This is a genomic window from Bdellovibrio sp. HCB337 (assembly GCF_047302465.1).
Lineage (GTDB): Bacteria > Bdellovibrionota > Bdellovibrionia > Bdellovibrionales > Bdellovibrionaceae > JACMRP01.
Genome location: NZ_CP178621.1, coordinates 2884328 through 2903251, shown reverse-complemented (window position 1 = coordinate 2903251; position 18924 = coordinate 2884328). Strand labels below are relative to the sequence as shown.

The following is an 18924-nucleotide window of genomic DNA, read 5'->3' as shown; positions in this document are numbered from 1 at the left end:
TTTCTAGACCTTGGGGTTGTCATTTGTGGCTTTTAAAGCCTAATTAGCGTGCAGCGCCGACGTGTTTTCAACGGCTTAGCAAAAAAATTAAAAAAATGTCAGGACCCCTCTTGCGGGTACGGGAAATGTACGGCTATATTCAAAGTACGGGAAATGTACGGCACTTGAAAGTTGAAGATTGAAAAGCAGAAGCTGAAGTTGAAAGATAGAGTGGAATAAGGATTTCTCGGGAGGCATGGATGCAAAACTTAACGGCGAATCAAAAAAAGGTTCTAGAGTTCATAGAGAAGTATCAGGGGAAAAATGGCTTTCCTCCGACTTACGAAACGATTGCTAAGCAGTTTGGTTTTTCTGGCAAGTCCTCTGTACAACACTATGTAGAGGCTTTGACTAAGAAGGGTTATTTGACGAAGGAGCGTCACTTGGCTCATAGCCTGACTGTGCATAAAGAAGGGAACTTGGTTCCGCTTCTTGGAAAAGTGGCAGCCGGTCGCCCGATCGAGAATAGAAAACACAATGAACGTATCGAGGTTCCAACAAATATGATGAAAGGAGCCGGAGAGTACTTTGCTCTTCAGGTGTCCGGGGACTCGATGATTGGTGAAGGGATTTTGGACGGGGACTACGTCATCATTCGCCAGCAAAGTACGGCTAATAACGGAGATATCGTTGTTGCAGAGATTGATGAAGAGGCGACGATTAAAAGGTTTTATAAGAAGAAAGATCATGTCGAGTTACACTCAGCAAATCCTATCTACAAGCCCATCTTGGTGGAAGCAGGTAGGTTGCTAAGGATAGCGGGAATCTACTGCGGGCTGATTCGATACTAAAAAACGGGCTTTCCTAAATTCAGATCCTCGGCACACTCGGCGTTTTTAACGTACGAGAAGGGATTCTTGCGCCTTGAATCTGAAAAAGAGAGCTTAAGGACATACAACATATGAGTTTGGCTTTGGTGAAGCCCTCTTTGCAGGAGCTACGGCAGCTTATTGGCGCCGTAGAACATGTAGAGCGGGAGAGGAGTTCTTTTGCGCTTTTTCAAGAAGGTTTTCCGAAAGGGGCCATCATTGAAGTGAGCGGACCTGGCAAAACCGAACTTGTGGCTTTGTTTTTAAAAGAACATCCAGACTTTAAAGTGGCCTGGATTGAAAAAGAAATAACGATTAATCCCTATGCTCTTTTCCAGAAGGGATTAAAGACAGAGAACGTGCTTTTTATAGAGGCGAAAAATCAACTGGAGTGGTGTTTGAACCAAGCTCTGCAATCCGGTTGTTTTCAAGCCTTGGTGACGAATTCCAGTTTTGATGAAAAAGACCTGCGACGCTATCAGCTTCTCTCTGAGAGAAGTCAGGCCCACTTTTTTCTTCTGTCTGAGAATTTGCACCAAAGTTGGGTGCCGAATTTACAGTTGAAAGTGAAAAAGAAAAAACTTGGTTTCAATATCGAAACCATCAAAAAGAGGGGGATGGTATGACAGTCGTTTGCTTACAGTTTGACAAGCCAGAGAACACGCGTGCACTTGCCGAAATTTTTTATCGGGCAACTCCCCAGGTTATGACTCGTGGGGATCACTTCTTATTCATGGATATCTCCAAGTGCCTGGGACTCTACTCTGTAAATACATTTATTAAAAGGACCTTGGTGACTCTTAAGAAGGCCGGAGTCACTGCGAAGGTGGGCGTGGGCGAGGACATCCCCACGGCCCTGTCCTTCGCGATCACCAATGGCAGAAGTAAAATGGATCTTCCGATCGATACGTTGAAATATTATTTCGATCCTCTCGGAGAGCAAACTGAAATGACTCAGAAAATTTTTAAAATGACCGAGCTCTTGCAAAGTCTGGGTGTCAAAACCTTGAAGGATTTCCTAAAAATCTCTGTGCGCGAGATCAGTTCTCGTTTTAGTAGTATGGGATTGTTGGCATACTACCGCATCCTGGGTCAGAGCCCCATTCCTTGGAAGATTTTTAACCCCAGTGAAGTGATCACCGAGCGTCATGAATTTGACTTAGAAAGCCCGGTGGACAATTTAGAGCCCATTTATTTTAAAATGAAATCGATGATCGACAGGATGGGCCTTCGTCTCCGTGGTAAAGGGAAGAGGGCCCGTCAATTTGACATCGTTCTTCGACAAGAGCATGCGCTCAAGCCCGAAGATCAAGATTACAAAATCTCTATTTGCCTGCAGCTGCCGTATGTCTCGAACAAGGTGATCCTGCAAGTGGCAAAAGAGATGGTGGATGCACAAGTGCAAGCAAAGCCTTTGAAAGCCCGTATCACCGAGTTTTCTTTGGTAGTCACCGAAGAGATCCCGTACTCCATGAGTCAGAAGGATCTCTTCGATCAAAGAAAAGAAGAGAACGAAGAATCCTTCTTTCGTTTTGTTTCACGGGTGGCTACCAGGTTGGGCGGGAGTTCCGTCTTCTTCGCGAGGATGCGGGAGAGTTACATACCCGAGAAAAATTATCAGAGGGTCCAAGAACTGGAAGGAAAACCTCCGCAGGTGGTGGACCGACTGGCCGAGAGGCCCTTAAGGCTTCTGCCGACACCGAGTCCGGTGCACTTCTGGGGGCCGCACATTTCGTGGGACGATAATGTCGACGAAGTGGAAAGTCTCGAGAATCGTGAAGTGGTGTTCTCTGAATGGTGGGAGAACTCCACGGTGGAAAGAGTCTACTATAGGCTCACCACCAAAAAGGGTCGTCAACTTTGGTTATACAGAACCGCCAGCGGTGACTTTCTTCATGGAGAATTCGATTGAGCTACGCAGAACTTCGCGCAAAATCCAATTTTAGCTTTTTAACCGGCGCTTCCCATCCTGAAGAGCTTGTTCAGCAAGCGATCACTCAGGGACTTAAGGGAATTGCAGTGACAGATATGGACGGTGTTTATGGCATGCCTCGAGGTTACAAGATTGCTAAAGATAGTCCTGGTATTAAGTATCTTGTCGGTGCTGAATTTGTTTGTGTAGATCACGACAATATCACGGTACTGGCACAGACGCGAGCGGCTTACGGCAAAATTTGCCAGTTGCTGACTCAAGCCAAACAAGGTTGTGAAAAAGGCAAAACTCATTTGGAGTTTTCCAAATTCACAGAAGCCCTTGGTGGCGCGAATTCGAAAGAGCTTTTTATTCTGCCAAGAATCTCTAAAACCTCTCGTGTGGCGGAACTGAAAGAAGCTTTTAATGACAAACTTTATTTGCCGCTGACGGTTTATTTAGACGGCAATGATAAAAAACGAGTGGCAGAAATTTTAGAACTCTCGCAAAAATATTCTGCCCCGTATGTGGCGACAAATGATGTCGAGTACCACGTGAAAGAACGAAAAGTTCTTCAGGATGTTTTAGTGAGCATCCGTGAAGGCAAATCTCTGCAAGAAGTGGGTTTTAAACTGCAACCCAATGCCGAGAGATACATTAAAAGCCCCGAGCAGATGCAGGCTCTTTATAAAGATTTTCCAGGGGCGCTAGAAAGAACTTTAGAAATTGCAGACGCCTGCAGTTTCTGTCCAAGTGAGTTGCGCTATCGTTATCCTTCTGAGTGGATTCCTGAAGGCTACGATGCTCAAGGTTACTTGGAACACTTAGTGTGGAATTGTGTGCCGGATCGTTATCCGAATGGGATGAGCGAGAAGGTCAGAGCGCAGCTCATGCATGAGTTGCAATTGATTAAAGAACTTAAATTTGCAGATTATTTTTTAACGATTTATGACATCGTCGAGTTCGCAAAAAAACGCGACATTCTTTGCCAAGGACGAGGTTCTGCCGCGAACTCGACGGTGTGTTTTGTTATAGGAATTACGGCGATTGATCCGATTCAGATGGATCTTTTGTTTGAGCGCTTTATCAGTGTCGAAAGGGGAGAACCCCCTGATATTGATATCGACTTCGAACATGAACGCCGCGAAGAAGTGCTTCAGTATATTTATGAAAAATACGGCCGTCATCGCGCCGCCATGGTCAGTGCTGTGGTTACGTACCGTCGTCGCAGTGCTTTTCGTGAGGTGTGTAAGGCCTTCGGTGTACCAGTAGGGACACTGTCAGCAAAAAAAGTAGAAAGGGATTTCGATGAGATCAGCAAAGATTTACCAGAACCAGAGAAGCTCCGTGAGCAGATCGATCGCGTTGCCGATGAGATCCACGGTTTTCCAAGACATCTTTCCATTCATAGCGGGGGCTTCACCCTTAGTGCGGATCCAATTACGGATATTGTGCCTGTGGAACCTGCTCGGATGGATGGCCGCACTATTATTCAGTGGGATAAATACGATTTAGATACTTTAGGTCTGATTAAAGTCGATGTTCTGTCACTGGGGATGTTGAGCTGCTTGCAAAAAGCACTGAAGCTGACCGGAAAAAAACTGTATGAGATTCCTCAAGATGACAAAGCGACTTATGAAATGATTCAGAACCGGGATACGGTTGGAGTTTTCCAAATCGAATCCCGAGCACAAATGTCGATGCTTGGACGATTAAAGCCTGCGAATTTTTACGATTTAGTTATTGAAGTGGCGATCGTCCGACCGGGTCCTATTGTTGGCAATATGATTCATCCTTACTTGAAACGCCGACGGGGACTGGAACAGATTACGTATCCAAATGAGGTTGTGAAGCGTGTTCTTGGGAAAACTTTAGGAGTTCCCTTGTTCCAAGAACAGATTATGAGACTCGCCATTGAATTGGCGGACTTTACCCCAGGAGAAGCCGATGTCTTACGTAAATCTATTAATGCTTGGCGCAGTAGTGCTCCTATTGGTGTTATGGCCGAACGACTTAAACGAGGACTGCTCAACAACGGAATGACCGAAGAGTTTGCAAAGCAGATCTTCGAGCAGATCCAAGGGTTCAGCCACTATGGATTTCCCGAGAGTCACTCGGCCTCTTTTGCGCTTTTGGCTTATGCTTCAAGTTATTTGAAGCGCCATCACCCGGCAGAGTTCGCGTGTTCACTTGTGAATAGTCAGCCAATGGGATTCTATCGCAACGACACTATTTTGTACGATGCCATGAGAAACGGCGTGCGCGTATTGCCAGTTTCAGTTGTGCATTCCGAATGGGATTGTGTGATGGCGGGGCCGAGTACGATCCGTTTGGGGTTTAGACTTGTTAGCGGTCTTTCTAAAAAAGAAGTGAATCTTCTGATGGAAGAGCGAAAGCTAGCGCGCTTCCGCGGTTTGGGTGATTTTGTTCGTCGCTCTAAAATCAAAAAAGATGTGATGCACAGAATTGCGCTAGCTGGCAGATTTGAAGAATTCCATTGGGAAACCAGAGAAGCGCTATGGGCGTTGCTTGAATACCAAAACCTTTTCAAAAAAGAAGAGGAAAGTCAGCTCAGTTTCTTTAACGATATGGAGTACATTCCAACTCCAGTCACACAGAGCAGCTTTGCGGATATGGATTCTTTCGAAAAAATCCAAAACGACTATGGCGCATTCTCAGTCTCAACGCACGGTCATCCAATGCAGGAACTTAGAAGATCGGTGAATCTGCCGAAGGCTACGTCCAGAACCTTGCTGGGCTCAAAATCGAAATCGCGTATCCGTGTCGCGGGCCTGGTGCTAATTCGCCAAAAACCACCGACAGCGAAGGGCGTATGCTTTGCAACTCTCGAAGATGAATTCGGTTTTATGGATATCATTTTGTGGAAGAAGAACTTCGATAAGTACAAAGAGGTTTTCTTAAACCATTGCTTCATCATCGTAAGTGGGGAAGTGCAGAAGGACGAAAATACGGTGAGCCTACTGGTAGATAAGGTCGAACCAGTTTGGCAAACGGCGAATTTGGATCAAACTCCGCTTCCACTGGAACCGCATCAGTATTTTTATTAGGAGAAAGAATCTAATGAACGATTTGATAGAAAAAGTAGAGAAGATTTCTCAAGGATACGCTCTCAAAATGGATATCGAGAGAACTGCAGACTGGTTCATGCTAAAACTCCAAGAAGAGCTTGGCGAGTTGACTCAGTCTTATATGAAGGTTAAAGGTCAGGCAAGGGCAAGTGGCAAATCACAGGCAGAGCTACAGAAAGCTTTGGCTGACGAAGCAGCGGATGTTTTGTGCCATACTCTTCTATTCGCAAAGCACAATGGTATTGATCTGGAAACAGCCATCAAAGAAAAGTGGCTAAAGTATCTCTAAAAGAAGTTTCTAACAGAAAGAGATATTCACCGCCGTAGTGGCGGTATAGAGCCCGCCGTATTTAAAATTCCTATCCGCGAAGCGTGGCGTTGAGATGCTACTTTATGGATCGAATGAGATCGTGAAAGTAGTCGGCTTTTTCGTGGCGTGGGTACCATGTAAGAGCTAGAGGATCCTCGAATACTTGGCCGCGATTGAGTTTGATGAGTTCGCCACTTTCGAGGAATGGCTTGGCGATATCTTCGGTGAGTGTGCCATAGCCAACTCCGGCTTTGAACATGCGAATCAAGGCGCTGTTGTTATTCACGTACAGACGATCGGGTCTTTTAGACTTTTCCAGCCCAAATTTTTTCAAATAGTTGAACGTCGTCATGTCGCTCTCGTAGAAATCAATAATGCGCTCTTGCTCTAAGATTTCTGCCAAGGAACGGCGTTGCCACTTTGCGCTGGCTACCAATAAGTATCTATCGGCTTTTAGAACCTTACTATCCATTTCATTCGGAACCAAATTTGGCGGCACCACGGCCAGGTCCGCTTTACCCTGACGAACCATTTCAATAAGGTTTGCGTGATCTTCGGCTTTAAAGTGAAGTTTTAGATGGGGATACTTCGTATACAGCGGAAGGCAGTCCTTGTTAATGCGGCTAGAGAGCGCACTCGTAGGCCCCGTAATGGTCAGGCTGATTTCCATCTTGCCGACGCCCTTGAGCTTACTTACAAGCTGGCCTTCTGCTTCATTGCTGGTTTTACAGAATTGCAGAAGTGCTTTGCCCTCTTCAGTCAGACTCATCCCGCGCCGAGATCTTAAAAATAACGTCACACCTAATTCCTGTTCTAAAAGGCGCAGTCTTTTCGTCAGAGCAGCTTGGGTGAGACTCAGATCGGCCGCCGCCGCATGGACCGTCTTAAGGTCTGCGATCCGTTCAAAGGCCATTAATAGGGGATTTTTTAGAACAACCATAAGTTATCAATATATGAAAATAATGAATTATTCAACAACAATGAGTTTTGCTATTTTCCGATCAAAAGGAGAACTTATGAAATCCGTTTTAATCTACGCTTTAACCCTTATTAGCTTCCATGCATTCGCGGGTGAAGGGGCCCTCGAAAAAATACAAGATGCTGAAGTCTTTATCTTTGATGCAACCTGCACTCCCACATCGGCGGCGGAAGGCTTTCTTACCGTGCAATTAAGAGCGCAAAAAGAATCTATCTCGTTTTATGCGTCAGGAGGTTTCCACAGCTACAACGAGGCTCTTAGGAATACAGACAGATGGTCTTTGTTACCCCTTCAGCACTGCCATGAGGTGGCCTCTCAGCTTGCGCTTCTGGCGGGTAGAAAATTGGTCGGAAGTGGAGAGGTCTATCTCGAGTCCTATCAGACCACCGAAGATGTCATAGGAAAATGCCGTGCGCATCCATTGGACGGTGGTGGAACCTTTCCATGCAAAAAAGGCACAAGACCGGTGACCAAGTATAAGCGCGAAGTTGTATTGAATGTGAGTGGTATCAATCTAATCAGTACTGAAAACTAGGAGAGCTTTTATGAAAAAATTAATGATTTGTATCGGCACTCTATTGTTGTCCGCTTACTCTCACGCTGCAAATTTTTCTGAGAAAGTGAAAATCAACGGCTTTCACTGTGATTTTCGAGGAGCCTCTGTTGAGCTGAGATCCCTCGATGAGGATCGCGTCCTTTATTTGGCTGAGAATACCACGGGCGCTCCTGAGTACTTTTACATGCCAACTGCTAGCTGCCGGGGACTAATAAAAAACCTTGGTGCTCGTCTTGAAGGGCAGGTAATCACAGCGAATTTTCAGACGGAAGACTTCATCAAAATAGAACACGAGTATTTACCACGACGTCCTTGCCGTACGAAATGCGATGAGGATCGCCTCGTAGAGAAAGAGAACAGCTACCAGCGTATTGAGACCACCATTGATGGCCTTCGCTTTTTTGCCGAGCAGAAGTTGAACTAAATTTGCGACCAGGTCCTGCCTCTTACTAATAGGTTTTTAGAGGCAGGATCGACACTTTGTTATTAATATGGGATGGGACTTTTTACAATTTTCTCTTCTGGGTTTCTATTTCGGAGAACTTGCAACAGATCGGTAAACTTTCAAAGCTACACGGCGATTTTTACGGCGGCCTTGGAAATTTCCGTTATCAGCGACGGGCTGAGTTTGTCCATAGCCGATGGATTCGATTTTATTTTCTGGCAATTTATATTTTGCCACCAAATAGTCACGTACGTTCTTGGCGCGGCGTTGGCTTAAGTCTAAATTGTAAACCTCAACTCCGACAGAGTCCGTGTGACCTTCCACAACCAAACGATCAAAGTCACGCTTAAATAAATCCTGAAAGAACGGTTCCAGTTTCGAGAAACTCTCTTCGTCGACTTTGTCTGAGTTCCAGCCAAATAGTAACTCCACATCCACATTGAAAGCTTCTTCAACCGGAGCTTTTGCTTCGGCAGTAGTAGCAGGTGGAGGAGTCGCCGGAACCGGTTCTGGAGCCGCTGGTTTCGCACAGCCAGTTTCGATCGCCCAGTTAAGTCCCATATACACGCGCCACTCGGGGCCACCCATTGAAGTATCCAATTGGCTCGCTCCACCGGCGTGTAACGCCAGATTCGTGGTCGCATCGTATTTTAAACCAACCAATCCTTCCAAGGCATTCAGACTACGATCTGTGTCTTGGTCAACGGGTTCAGCAGCACGGCTTCCGTAAACTTCGGCGATGATCTTGGTATCCAAAGAAGCTACGAGATAGCTTGCAGCTGCCGAATAAATCCACTGGTTGCCCATCGGAACGAAAGGCACATTTGGAATCGGTTCCCCTTTGTCGCGCCAGCGATAACCGGCATTCACGGCGACAGCCCAATTCGAAGCGAGTGTCGTGTCAGCTGCGAATTCCAAATTCCATGTAGGACCGGCACCGGTCCCAGTGAAAGGATTGTTCTCGATCAAGTTTTTATTCATCGAGAGAACCGCTGCGAAACCGCCGTCGTCACCACCGAAGAAGCGATACTTCGTATTCAGCTTCACTTCAGTCGCACCTTTTTCTCCGTAAGAAGATACGTAATAATCATCGGTGACTTCTTGGCTGACAATAAACGGAACGTTGATCCCGGCGTCCCAACGCTCGGCTAATCCGAATCCCAAACTCAAGTCAGCACCCAGAATGCGGTCTCGGGATTTTTGCCCGTTTTCATAGGTCGCATTCAAAGACTGACTGTAAGTCAAAGAGTCCGCCGCATAGTTAAAGAACACGCCCATATTGGCGATACACGGCTTCAATGTCTCGGAAGACTGAACCGTGACAAAGTCTAAGCCATTTGTGGTCGGATTAAAGTTTTGATAGTCCGTTCCACAAATGTTGGCAAGAGCAGAAGCTGGCAGAAGTAAACCAGAGAGGGCGAACAACAGCTTAAGTTTCATACATCATCCCTTAGATTACTTGATCTTTTTGCAGGCGTTGCCGTTTTGGTTGACCAACTGATAACCCGGATTACATGCCGTCAATTCGCAAGGACCTAGCTTGCCACTATTCGTATTACAAGTTCTAACACCTGTACCGAATTGTTGAGTACAAGCCTGAGTCTCTCCAGCGTCACAGCTATCTACAGACACACACTGTCCACCTTTCAATTTAAATCCAGGGTCGCAAGTGGTGAGTTGGCAAGGGCCATGACCGCGTCCGTTTTCATAACAATACTTCACACCAGTACCACCATCACCGACACAAGTGTCTTGCGAGCTAGGAGTACACTTTTGCTCGATACACTGACCGTTGTCCTGATAGTAACCAGATTGGCAACCAAGCAATGTACAAGAGCCATAGTCCATACCGCTTTGATTACAGATCTTCACACCAGAGCCGTGAGCGAATTCACAAACACTTTCGATGCCCGGAGTACAAACTTGTACGGTACAGACTCCATTTGTCAGAGTATAACCCTGCTGACAGCCATTGATTTCACATGTTCCAAAGCCAGCACCTTGACTATTGCAGGTCTTAAGTCCCACTGCAGCTCCAGCTGTACAAGGAGTCACCGATCCTGGCGCACAAGCATTCACGATACATTCGCCGCCAGCTTGATTGTTGTAACCAGCTTTACATGCTCCCAAAACACAAGCTCCATAGTCAGTACCTTCGGCATTACAAGTCTGAGTTCCATGCGTAGAGTCCGTGCTGCAATCACGATGTGTTCCAGCAACACACACGGCAACAGGCGGTGGCGTTGGGCTAGGAGTTTCCTCAGGAGTAGGGGTTGGAGTCACAGTCGGAGACGGAGTGCTGTTGTCTTCTGGAGTCGGCGTTGGAGTAGGCTCTGACTGTGTTTCAGGTCCTTCAACCGCGACGCAAGTGCCACTTGAAAGCGTGTACCCTGTTTCGCAGTCCATAGCGTTACAAGGACCGTATCCTCGACCATTCGAATTACAAGCCATGCGGCCTTCACCATGTGGCACCACACAAGTTGCAAGAGCGCTAGGTTCACAGACGACAGGAAGACACTTGAAGTTATCAAACTGATAACCTTGGTTACAGCTCTCTAAAATACAAGCGGGGAATTTCTCTTCTTTCGAAGAACGGCAAGTGATACCACGGCCCGAGTTGTCGCCACACTCTTGGCAAAGTCCCATGGTCATCGCACTATGGCGTAGATCGGGATCTACGAATTTGGCTTTCGCACAATTTTGAAAAACGAGGACAGTAGTTGCCGCAATCGTCATTAGGACGCCGCTAAGGACCGTGAGTTTAAAAGGCTTACGCATTGATTCTCCATGGAAGTTTGTGGATTCTATCAGCGTACTTGCATTTGAAAAGGGATGGATCTTTTTTCGTTTGTCTAGAGAGGACTTGCGATGAAAGCCCAGTGTTCTATACTGTTCCCTAAGAGGTTGGAGCGGCAGTTAAGGAAATTGGATATATTGCAGAGCGACTGGAATCGCTGGACTAAGATTTTTTTTAATCACATACTCGCGCTCAATTAAGGACTGCATAGTATGAGACACATATTACTATTTCTTCTTCTATCAGTAACTGCGGCGGCGTCGACTCTTTCTGCCGCTGAAAATGAAAAAAACATTTTACGTTTTAGTGCTTCGTCTACTTGGCCCATGCCTTACGGACAGATCAAAGATGGTGTCTTGGTAGACGGCTTTATGCTCGATATCGCCAATGCAATTAGTAAAGAGATGGGACTCGAACCGCAAATTATAGTCTTACCTCGTAACCGCACTGAGCAAGGGGCTCTCTCTGGGGCCTATGATATTCGTTGTCACCTTACCAAGAAGTGGGTTCCAGATCCGGACCTATTCATTTGGAGTGAGCCCCTCTTTGTATTTTCAACTATCGTCATAGGCCACAAGGGCACACCTCGTGTAAAGAAACTTTCTGACTTAAATGGAAAGACCCTTGGCACAGTGTTGGGTTACTCCTATCCCGCATTGAATGAAGCCATCGATCAAGGGAAAATAATCCGTGACGATACCGAAAATCAAACAGCGGCCTATCAGAAAGTCGGCGTCGGAAATAATCTCTATGCCGTCACCGACGAACTCTCTTTTGAATACTACTTAAAAACTTCTGGTAAAAGGCTCCAGTTTGCAAAATGGCAACTGGAACTCTCTAGCGATGTTTCTCACTGTGCCATTCTTAAAAAATCAAAGGTAGATCCCATGCAAATCAACAAAGCGATTCAGCGTCTTAAGCGAGACGGGACTATAGATAAAATCCTCGCTCGCTACAGATAGTTTCTTACCACACCCAAGTCAGTTTTTTATTCTGGTGGGCAATTAAAAGATTGATCATGTAGATGCAATCCCAACCGTTAGATCTTCTCCAAGCTTGATCTTCAGCGTCCCGTTGCCACTGCCAATCCCCAGAACCATTGTCATAAGGCGGAGGGTTTGCTGGACAACGACTTAAAACTTTCTGAATAACGTCAGGTCTTGCACCCACATCTAAGAAAGTGAAGAGGGCGTTGTCCGGATCTTTTTTCTCGAGAGTTTTGACGGTTCTGCGAATGCGTGTTTTTGCGCGTTCAGAATATTGGTAATAACCCAACAAGCGATGGAACAACACGGTCGTCGCCTTTAAATGCAGTGGGTAGCCCTTTTCCGTGAATAGCACTTCAATGTCGTTGAAGAAGTTTTTATGCTCATCGCGCTCATTATAGATTTTCTTCCAAAGCTTGGAATCTTCGCCAAGCATTCGTTTTGCCTCGTTGTCAATTTCAAGAGACTTAAGAATTAAGTAAATCATATTCAACGTGCCTGGGCGCATATGGCATGAAGAGAAATAACCTTTCCCATCATCACACATATTATTGTTATCTTCTTGCTCAACATACTTAAGCCACGCCAGAAAGGATTTCTTCACTGTGTTTTTCTCAACAGGGTCACGAGAGCGAAGTCCGTAAGCAATGGCATAAGCAACGATGCCACGAAATTGGTCACGGCTAAAGCTGCTGCCTTCAAAGGGTTGATCGACAAATTTAGGACCTCGCCACCAGCGACCATTGGATCCTTGCGAAAGCTCTACGTCTCGGCATCGGGCCTCTGCGGTGACAGCGTCGCCCGCCAAAGTCGCAGCCAAACAGCTGAGCCCCGAAAAAATCATCAAATCGCCATGATCGCAGTGAGAGTGTTGAGAAGAAAACGTGCCTTCAAAGGGGGCTTCCTTGCAGAGGGTGACCCAGTTGCGAATGTGTTCGCGACGTTCAATAAGCTGACCTTGTATGGAATTTTGCGCGAACGCGGTTGTGCTTAGCAAGAATACGAGAACTAAAACGAACTCTTTCATAAAGCCCTCCTGCCGGTAAAAATACCTTCGGCAAAAAGACAATACACTAGTTCAGGTTTAACGACTTAACTTTTGGGTTCATTAGATTACAATTGGAAAGTTTCAGTGGCTCAATAGCGAGCCACACCTAGTGCCTCCATCAAAAATGGAGGCCTATGCGCCACAGAATTAGTAGACTTATTTTTCTAAACCCTAAACGTACGTGAAAATCACACGTGTTGGATTTATGGAAATGTTTTCGATACCTGAAATCCGTATAAAATTGTTGCCGCGGAATCGTCGGTCTTGAAAACGTCGTCTTCTGCCGGTGAAATCATTAATAAATGTGATTCTTACCCGTGTCGCGGACTGAAATTGTGCCGGTCTTCTGATTTCAAGTGCGAAAAATGCTTGCAGGTTGATAAGTCCCCAAGGTTCTGAACGTGTCAGTGACATTGAGAAACTGCGGCCAGGGGGAGTTGGGGCGCCGGGGCCAAAGGGCATTTCCAAAAAGCGTTTTCTTCCAGAGAACGGGTCAGATCCATCGCCACCATCAAATAGAACCGCCACAATTGGATCAATGGTGGTTACCATGGCGTTGCCACTTAGAAAAACTCCAGAAGGTCGTATGCGAACGTCTTCTAGCTTTAAACGCAGAAAGTGAGGCATGGGACTCGGTAGCAATGGAAGAACATAAAGCTGTGGAATCACGTCAAGCTGTTGATTTATTGCCTCGCTGATTTTTCTATTGGCTTCCTCTTCTAAGGCCTCAACAAAGACATCGTCAGCAATAGCGGCAACAAGAAGGCCTGGTAAGCCAAGGACAAAACCAAAAGCCGCATAGAACAAGGCCCGATCGGAAGCGCTGAGAAGGTGTTCTTCCAGCAAGGCCACTCGAACGTTGCCATCTGAGTCTTGAGAAAAGGCCACTTTTTGCGACAGAGTAAAGCTTAAGTCAAAGAAGCATGCACAAGTTTGTTGAACACCGTGGAGTATGAATTCGATAAATCCATCTCTAAAGTGTATTTCTGTTTCGGTAATTGTCGTTGTATCAGAAACAGCAATAGGAAGAGCTGGCAAGTTACGCTCTATCAGAAAACGCAAGATGTGAGTCGCAACGCCTATGGCGACGTTATTTCCTTCCGGCAATATGGACTGACGGAACGGCTGAGCAGGATTTCCAAACTGCATTGATACTAAGGGCTCTGGGCCACCGCTTGGAATTGTGACGGCGCTTGAACCGAACGGTACGACGTCGTCAATAGGGTCTGGGACGATGTTGTTTCCTAAGGTTGGAAGCTGGGCAATGACCGGGAACCAAGGGCGCACGCGGGTGAAATAGTCCCTGATAGCTTGGGTGATGATCACGTTGAGATGCGAGGGCACCGCTACGCCTGTTGGGTCTGGAGTGAAGACTGGATTTTGATTGCGCAGATCCACTCCCATCGTGTTCTTAAGGGGGATGTCTTTGTCGATACCGACTCCGAGGTGAAAAGTCATTTCTTCGGCAGAGCGCAGAGGGCCTTCGAGAAAGAAGCTGGCACTTGTGACGTTGAGGGCCTCTGACCAAGATTTACGGTCCGAGCTAACGAAGACTTTGGCGGCAATCGGTCCAGCCAATGAAGCCATATCGAGGGTTTCAGAAGTAAATGTGATAGGGCCGATAGCTGGGAAAGAGAGTTCAACACGGAAATGCACTAGAAACCATGAGAACATTACCGCATCTTCAAAGATAAAGCCTCGAAGTCCGGAGGCAGGCGGCGGGTCTGTGAGTTGCGCGAGAGCTTGATTATAAAAGCTGTCTCCAACTTGCAGGACTACGTCGAAGTTGCCACTTCCTCGCGCATCCACCAATGGAGCAATTGCCATTTGGTATGTTTGCTGGGGAATTAGTACCGGCTTTTCTTGTGGGTGTTTCACCAAGATACGTGGGTTTTTCTTTGGCCCACGTAGTGGTTGCGAAGGAATTTGTTTAAATGGAAATGATTTTGAGTGATGTGAAATTCCAAAGACGGTCTTATGTTTTGCAAAGTCTTTTTTGCTAAGAAGCGGCTTGCCTAAAAATTTGAGGCTGGATTTTACTTGGGCATTAAATTTCGCGCTGATTTTTGGATTGATTTTGATGCTGTGGCTATCTAAGTAAGCGGTAGGGTCGCTCAAAAAATGGGCAAGATCTTGCGAGTTCGGGGTTTGCAACTGCCATTTTAAGAATTCATAGACCACAGGGAGGTCATCGACACTATTAACTTTTAGAGTCGGTATTTTTGTTTTTTTTGATGGAGTGGATTTTTTGATTTTTCTAGAGGTCTTCTTTTTCTTTTCAGCTTTCATTATGTCTCGCATTGCTAGAGTTCTTATAAATATTGTTTATTTAATTTGGAGAGCGCTGCGATGCTTGTCAAAGGCGAGAGACAAAATGGAAATGGACCTGGACTTGAAAATGTTCGAGAGTGATCTCAAGGGAGAGAGCAAAAAAATTCAGACAAACTTTTAGAAGTGTTTCCCGTTTTCGTAGTAAGCGGTTTTCTCTAAGGTACTGAAAACAACGACCACATCTTCCGCTTTGGTCAGGGTCTTCACTTTTTCTGTAATAATTAAGGCGCAACGATCTTGCACATCCTGCGAGCGAGCAAACCACAAGACTTCCACGAACGGGTAAGAGGTTGTTTCTTGCCCTTGAGAAAAGAACTGGGTCTGAATCAATTCAAATGTAAAATTGTCTTCCGAAGTTTGAATGGCAGAGGCTAAGACGGGGCTTAGCTCTTGACTCAGTTGACGAACTTGCTGACTTTGAAGGGCACGAAATCGAATATGTGGCATCGGGGTAGTATATACGAAAAACTCCCGAACGGTAAACAGGGCATTGACAAAAATTATCTATCAAACAATCCTCATCCTATGATTGAAGCTATTTGCCGCACCTATTGGGAGAGCGATTTTGTTCACTATGTCCTATTTGGTTTTTTAGGACCTCTCGTGGGAACTATTCTGATGCTGATTTTGCGGAAGAAAATAAAAGCGAATTATTGGTTAAAGGCGAGTGCGGTATTTTTTATTGTAAACTTGAGCTCTTGCGCAGCTTCTTGGAAGGCCAATACCGGTTGTCAAATTCACTTATTTGGCGAGGTGAGTGATGATCCAGGGGATATTGGGGTTGTCTTTATGACGTTCCCATTGTTTGTACTTTGTTTCTTTGGGGGGCTTGCAATCGCTTTCTGGTTCAAAGAAATGATCAAAGCCCCTTCGGCAGCAAACAGCGAAGCTTAGATTATTCCTTCAGCCACGCAATCGACTTATCGACTTTGCGCTTTGAGGCTTCGGCTTTTTTGCGCTCTGCCAGGGCTTTAGCTTTACGAGCTTGTGCTAGGCGCATCTTTTGTTTTGCCTTAAGCTTTGCGTTTTTAAGACGAATTTCAGCTTCGGCGACTTGTTTTTTTGCGCGACGGGCTTCGACTTCCATTGCATTCGCATGGGCCGTAGCTTCTTTGATATCGCGATCAAGGCTTTCGGTTTCGTCACGAAGAGTGCGTGCTTGTTTTTGGGATTTCTTGTGTTGGTCTTCCAAGTCGTCTAAACGATCCTTGGCTTTTGCAAGCTTCTCTTTCGCAGACTCGATTTTTTTATGAGACTTCGCTTTTTGAGCCTCATTGGCTTTGATTTGTTTTTCTAATTCATCAGCCTGAGCAGTCGCGCGTTCAGCTTCTTTGTGGGCTTGACGAGCTTCGCGATCGGCCCTGGCTTCTTCAGCGCGAGCATCTTTTAATGATTTCTTAGCATCAACCTTCATTTGCGCTAGGCGCTTTTTTTCTTCTTTAGCCATCCGTTTTGCTTCTTCAGCATCGGCTTTAGCGGCATCAGATCCAGCAACGGCTTGTTCAACATCCATTTGGAATTCAACATCATCTTGAGCAAAGCCAAAAGAGGTGCAGAAGACGATCAGTAGTATTGTATAGATATGTTTCATAAAATTCCCCTCGTACTATCAAGTACTTCAAGGGGCATGCCATCCAAGAACCCAAGACATTCGAGTTGAGATTTGGCCACAGAAGAGCTTTTGGTCAGTTTTTTCAAAAAAATCTTCCTAAGCTATGGAACTTCCCAGGAATTCGAAATTTGACTAGTAAAAATGGCTGTTAATAAGCTCGTCATCTCAGAATGAGACGTCGTAAGAGCGAGGACCGAAGAGGAAAGAGCGGACTCTTTCCTCTTCATTGAAAGAAACTCTATTGTGCAGGAAGAAACTCTTCTGCAACTTCTACGGGGTCGCAGCTAGAGAGATATTCTAAATTAGTTTTTCTCTGACCCTTTTTAATAAGCTTTTCAACCTTCACGTTGAATTTTCGAGAGGCATTAATATCAGAGATCTCGACGCAGACAAGAGTTTCACCTTCGAAGCCATAGTGCTTTTCTGTGTGAACTGTGATGAGCCCTGCATCTTTGTATCTTTGAATGAGCGCATCAACTTTATCTTTTAAAGCATGGTCGATACCGTTGCCTGGGCTAAAGAAGTTAATCTGTGTAGCCGCCGGGACAATGAAGCCACCGTTTTCACGGATTTCAGCTTGAGCGAAAAGAGGAGCCGCCAAAAGAACTAAAGACATCAGTTTTAAGTTTTTCATACATTCTTCCTTTCATGAAGTTTTGTAATCGGGAACAAAGCAATATTTAAATTTAGAACTTCATCGCGAACGTCACCTTCAGTCAAAAATTTGGCAAGACTGCGACGGAAGCGTTTGATTTTTTCACGAGCTGCCGGAAGGCGTGAGCGATCCACGGCCATCGTCATTGTCGAGTGGTCGCGCTCTTGAATCGGAACTTGTACCAAAGACTCGGACGCTTTCTCTAAAAACTGTTGTTGCAGGCGACGGTGAGCGGTGCTCATCATTTCGGGGCCGATGCTGGTAGTGTTGCCGCCAGAAACATCATCCCAGGTGCCATTGTCGTTCACTTTCAAAAGTCCCACACGTTGCAGACGTTCGATAGCAGCACTAACTTCCGAGCGTTGCATCCCAAGAGCTTTCGCGATCCATGCAGGATCTGTGCGAAAGTCTTTGATTTGCATAAGCTCCAAAATCGCAAAGTGATACCAATCTGAAATCACCGCGAAACGATCATAAGTGATTTGTTCAAAAGTCATTTGCTCTGCTGCTGCGTCTGCACTTTTATCAGCAAGTCGTGAAAAGACCGAAACTTCTTTGGTGCTCATGCCAATACGGGCACCCAGTTTTTTAATCATCTGAGGGCCGAGGGGGCGTTTACCTTTTAGGATTTTTGAAAGAGTTGAGGCATCGATTTCTAGTTGGGTCGCAAAAGCTCTTAAAGAATACGAAGGATTGCGTTTGCAGCGGTCTTCAAGTTCTTGGCGCAGTAATGTTTTAAAATCGATGGTCTTCATAGGGCCTCTCGTCAGTTTTCAGTCGGGTGACGCGAGGCAGAAGGTAACGGATTCAGAGAGGGCGGTCAATAGGAGATGACCACAAAGCGTGGGCATTGGGATGCCCACGGGAAAAAGTACATTCTAATTATTTGCAAGCCTTGATGATGACATTTCTGAACTCGCCTTGGGCTACTTCGTCGGCAAGTCTCATCATAATGTCATAAGAAACAATACCGCGGTTGATTCTAAGACCGACCAATTCAAAACCGCCACCGCCGCCAGAGAAGAAAAGATCTGTTTTCTTCCAAGCTGTCATTTTCGCTACAACGGCATCAGCACTGCCTGTATAGCAAAAGTCTTCATAGCCGTATTGAGCTTGCACGTCCTCTTCGTTGTCGATGAGGGATTGGACATCAATCAGGGTCTCGCCACTTTTAACGAACAGGCTAGAGCCTGCGCCAGCGTGAGCCGAGTTTAGGTTCATAAAAAGGACACCTGCCAAAAGAGCTGCAAAAATTTTCATAGAAACCACCTTTCAAGGGGTTTCGACTGCTATGACTATGCCAGGGCTTAGTAGCGGTATACTAAAGATGGGTGGCAAATGAGTGTATAAGCATTT

Annotated in this window: 19 protein-coding genes; 9 read left to right on the top strand and 10 right to left on the bottom strand. The window is 45.8% G+C overall.

What is annotated here, in order from left to right; all coding sequences use genetic code 11:
* The first annotated feature begins 239 nt into the window (after positions 1–239).
* From lexA to ACLWBB_RS14000, 5 genes are all read left to right on the top strand, one after another.
* The gene (gene lexA / locus ACLWBB_RS14020) at positions 240–830 is read left to right on the top strand and encodes a transcriptional repressor LexA (protein WP_413288167.1); all 591 of its coding nucleotides are present in this window, start codon (positions 240–242) and stop codon (positions 828–830) included.
* Positions 831–940: 110 nt separating this feature from the next.
* Entirely contained in the window at positions 941–1474 is a 534-nt protein-coding gene (locus ACLWBB_RS14015) for a hypothetical protein (RefSeq protein WP_413288166.1), read from the top strand.
* A complete protein-coding gene (locus ACLWBB_RS14010) occupies positions 1471–2760 on the top strand; it encodes a hypothetical protein (RefSeq protein ID WP_413288165.1) in 1290 nt (429 codons plus the stop codon). The genes ACLWBB_RS14015 and ACLWBB_RS14010 overlap by 4 nt, the downstream gene beginning before the upstream one ends.
* The gene (locus tag ACLWBB_RS14005; RefSeq protein WP_413288164.1) at positions 2757–5828 is read left to right on the top strand and encodes an error-prone DNA polymerase; all 3072 of its coding nucleotides are present in this window, start codon (positions 2757–2759) and stop codon (positions 5826–5828) included. The genes ACLWBB_RS14010 and ACLWBB_RS14005 overlap by 4 nt, the downstream gene beginning before the upstream one ends.
* A 13-nt stretch (positions 5829–5841) precedes the next feature.
* Positions 5842–6138: a MazG nucleotide pyrophosphohydrolase domain-containing protein gene (locus ACLWBB_RS14000; protein WP_413288163.1), complete on the top strand. Its 297-nt coding sequence runs from the start codon at positions 5842–5844 to the stop codon at positions 6136–6138.
* 97 nt (positions 6139–6235) lie between these two features.
* On the opposite strand, the gene ACLWBB_RS13995 is transcribed toward ACLWBB_RS14000, so the two are convergent.
* A complete protein-coding gene (locus ACLWBB_RS13995; RefSeq protein ID WP_413288162.1) occupies positions 6236–7072 on the bottom strand; it encodes a LysR family transcriptional regulator in 837 nt (278 codons plus the stop codon).
* Between the two features lie 103 nt (positions 7073–7175).
* Here ACLWBB_RS13995 and ACLWBB_RS13990 point away from each other — a divergent pair, with 103 nt between their 5' ends.
* Positions 7176–7673, top strand: coding sequence for a hypothetical protein (locus ACLWBB_RS13990; RefSeq protein WP_413288161.1), 498 nt, complete (start codon positions 7176–7178; stop codon positions 7671–7673).
* 10 nt (positions 7674–7683) lie between these two features.
* Positions 7684–8118, top strand: coding sequence for a hypothetical protein (locus tag ACLWBB_RS13985; RefSeq protein WP_413288160.1), 435 nt, complete (start codon positions 7684–7686; stop codon positions 8116–8118).
* 105 nt (positions 8119–8223) lie between these two features.
* On the opposite strand, the gene ACLWBB_RS13980 is transcribed toward ACLWBB_RS13985, so the two are convergent.
* Both ACLWBB_RS13980 and ACLWBB_RS13975 read right to left on the bottom strand, forming a co-directional pair.
* Positions 8224–9579, bottom strand: a complete 1356-nt coding sequence (locus ACLWBB_RS13980) for an OmpA family protein (RefSeq protein ID WP_413288159.1) — start codon at positions 9577–9579, stop codon at positions 8224–8226.
* Between the two features lie 15 nt (positions 9580–9594).
* Positions 9595–10917: a hypothetical protein gene (locus ACLWBB_RS13975; protein ID WP_413288157.1), complete on the bottom strand. Its 1323-nt coding sequence runs from the start codon at positions 10915–10917 to the stop codon at positions 9595–9597.
* A gap of 231 nt (positions 10918–11148) precedes the next feature.
* Here ACLWBB_RS13975 and ACLWBB_RS13970 point away from each other — a divergent pair, with 231 nt between their 5' ends.
* Positions 11149–11898 (top strand): substrate-binding periplasmic protein, encoded by a 750-nt coding sequence (locus ACLWBB_RS13970; RefSeq protein ID WP_413288156.1) that lies wholly within the window; start codon positions 11149–11151, stop codon positions 11896–11898.
* A gap of 4 nt (positions 11899–11902) precedes the next feature.
* On the opposite strand, the gene ACLWBB_RS13965 is transcribed toward ACLWBB_RS13970, so the two are convergent.
* The 3 genes from ACLWBB_RS13965 to ACLWBB_RS13955 all read right to left on the bottom strand — a co-directional run bounded on the left by ACLWBB_RS13965 (position 11903) and on the right by ACLWBB_RS13955 (position 15748).
* On the bottom strand, positions 11903–12949 hold the full coding sequence (locus tag ACLWBB_RS13965; RefSeq protein ID WP_413288155.1) for a hypothetical protein: 1047 nt from the start codon (positions 12947–12949) through the stop codon (positions 11903–11905).
* A 192-nt stretch (positions 12950–13141) separates the two neighbouring features.
* Positions 13142–15259 carry a hypothetical protein gene (locus tag ACLWBB_RS13960; RefSeq protein WP_413288154.1) on the bottom strand — a complete coding sequence of 706 codons (2118 nt, stop codon included), beginning with the start codon at positions 15257–15259 and terminating at the stop codon, positions 13142–13144.
* Positions 15260–15418: 159 nt separating this feature from the next.
* Positions 15419–15748, bottom strand: a complete 330-nt coding sequence (locus tag ACLWBB_RS13955; RefSeq protein WP_413288153.1) for a DUF1904 domain-containing protein — start codon at positions 15746–15748, stop codon at positions 15419–15421.
* 78 nt (positions 15749–15826) lie between these two features.
* On the opposite strand from ACLWBB_RS13955, the gene ACLWBB_RS13950 reads away from it, so the two are divergent.
* Positions 15827–16195 carry a hypothetical protein gene (locus ACLWBB_RS13950; protein ID WP_413288152.1) on the top strand — a complete coding sequence of 123 codons (369 nt, stop codon included), beginning with the start codon at positions 15827–15829 and terminating at the stop codon, positions 16193–16195.
* Position 16196: 1 nt separating this feature from the next.
* Here the strand turns inward: ACLWBB_RS13950 and ACLWBB_RS13945 are convergent, their stop codons facing one another.
* The 4 genes from ACLWBB_RS13945 to ACLWBB_RS13930 all read right to left on the bottom strand — a co-directional run bounded on the left by ACLWBB_RS13945 (position 16197) and on the right by ACLWBB_RS13930 (position 18828).
* Complete coding sequence (locus ACLWBB_RS13945; protein ID WP_413288151.1) at positions 16197–16892, bottom strand: hypothetical protein; 696 nt, start codon at positions 16890–16892, stop codon at positions 16197–16199.
* A 259-nt stretch (positions 16893–17151) separates the two neighbouring features.
* Positions 17152–17547, bottom strand: coding sequence for a hypothetical protein (locus ACLWBB_RS13940; RefSeq protein ID WP_413288149.1), 396 nt, complete (start codon positions 17545–17547; stop codon positions 17152–17154).
* Entirely contained in the window at positions 17544–18323 is a 780-nt protein-coding gene (locus ACLWBB_RS13935) for a TIGR02147 family protein (protein ID WP_413288148.1), read from the bottom strand. Before ACLWBB_RS13935 ends, ACLWBB_RS13940 begins: the two co-directional genes overlap by 4 nt.
* Positions 18324–18450: 127 nt before the next feature.
* Positions 18451–18828 carry a hypothetical protein gene (locus ACLWBB_RS13930; protein WP_413288147.1) on the bottom strand — a complete coding sequence of 126 codons (378 nt, stop codon included), beginning with the start codon at positions 18826–18828 and terminating at the stop codon, positions 18451–18453.
* Positions 18829–18924 lie beyond the last annotated feature (96 nt).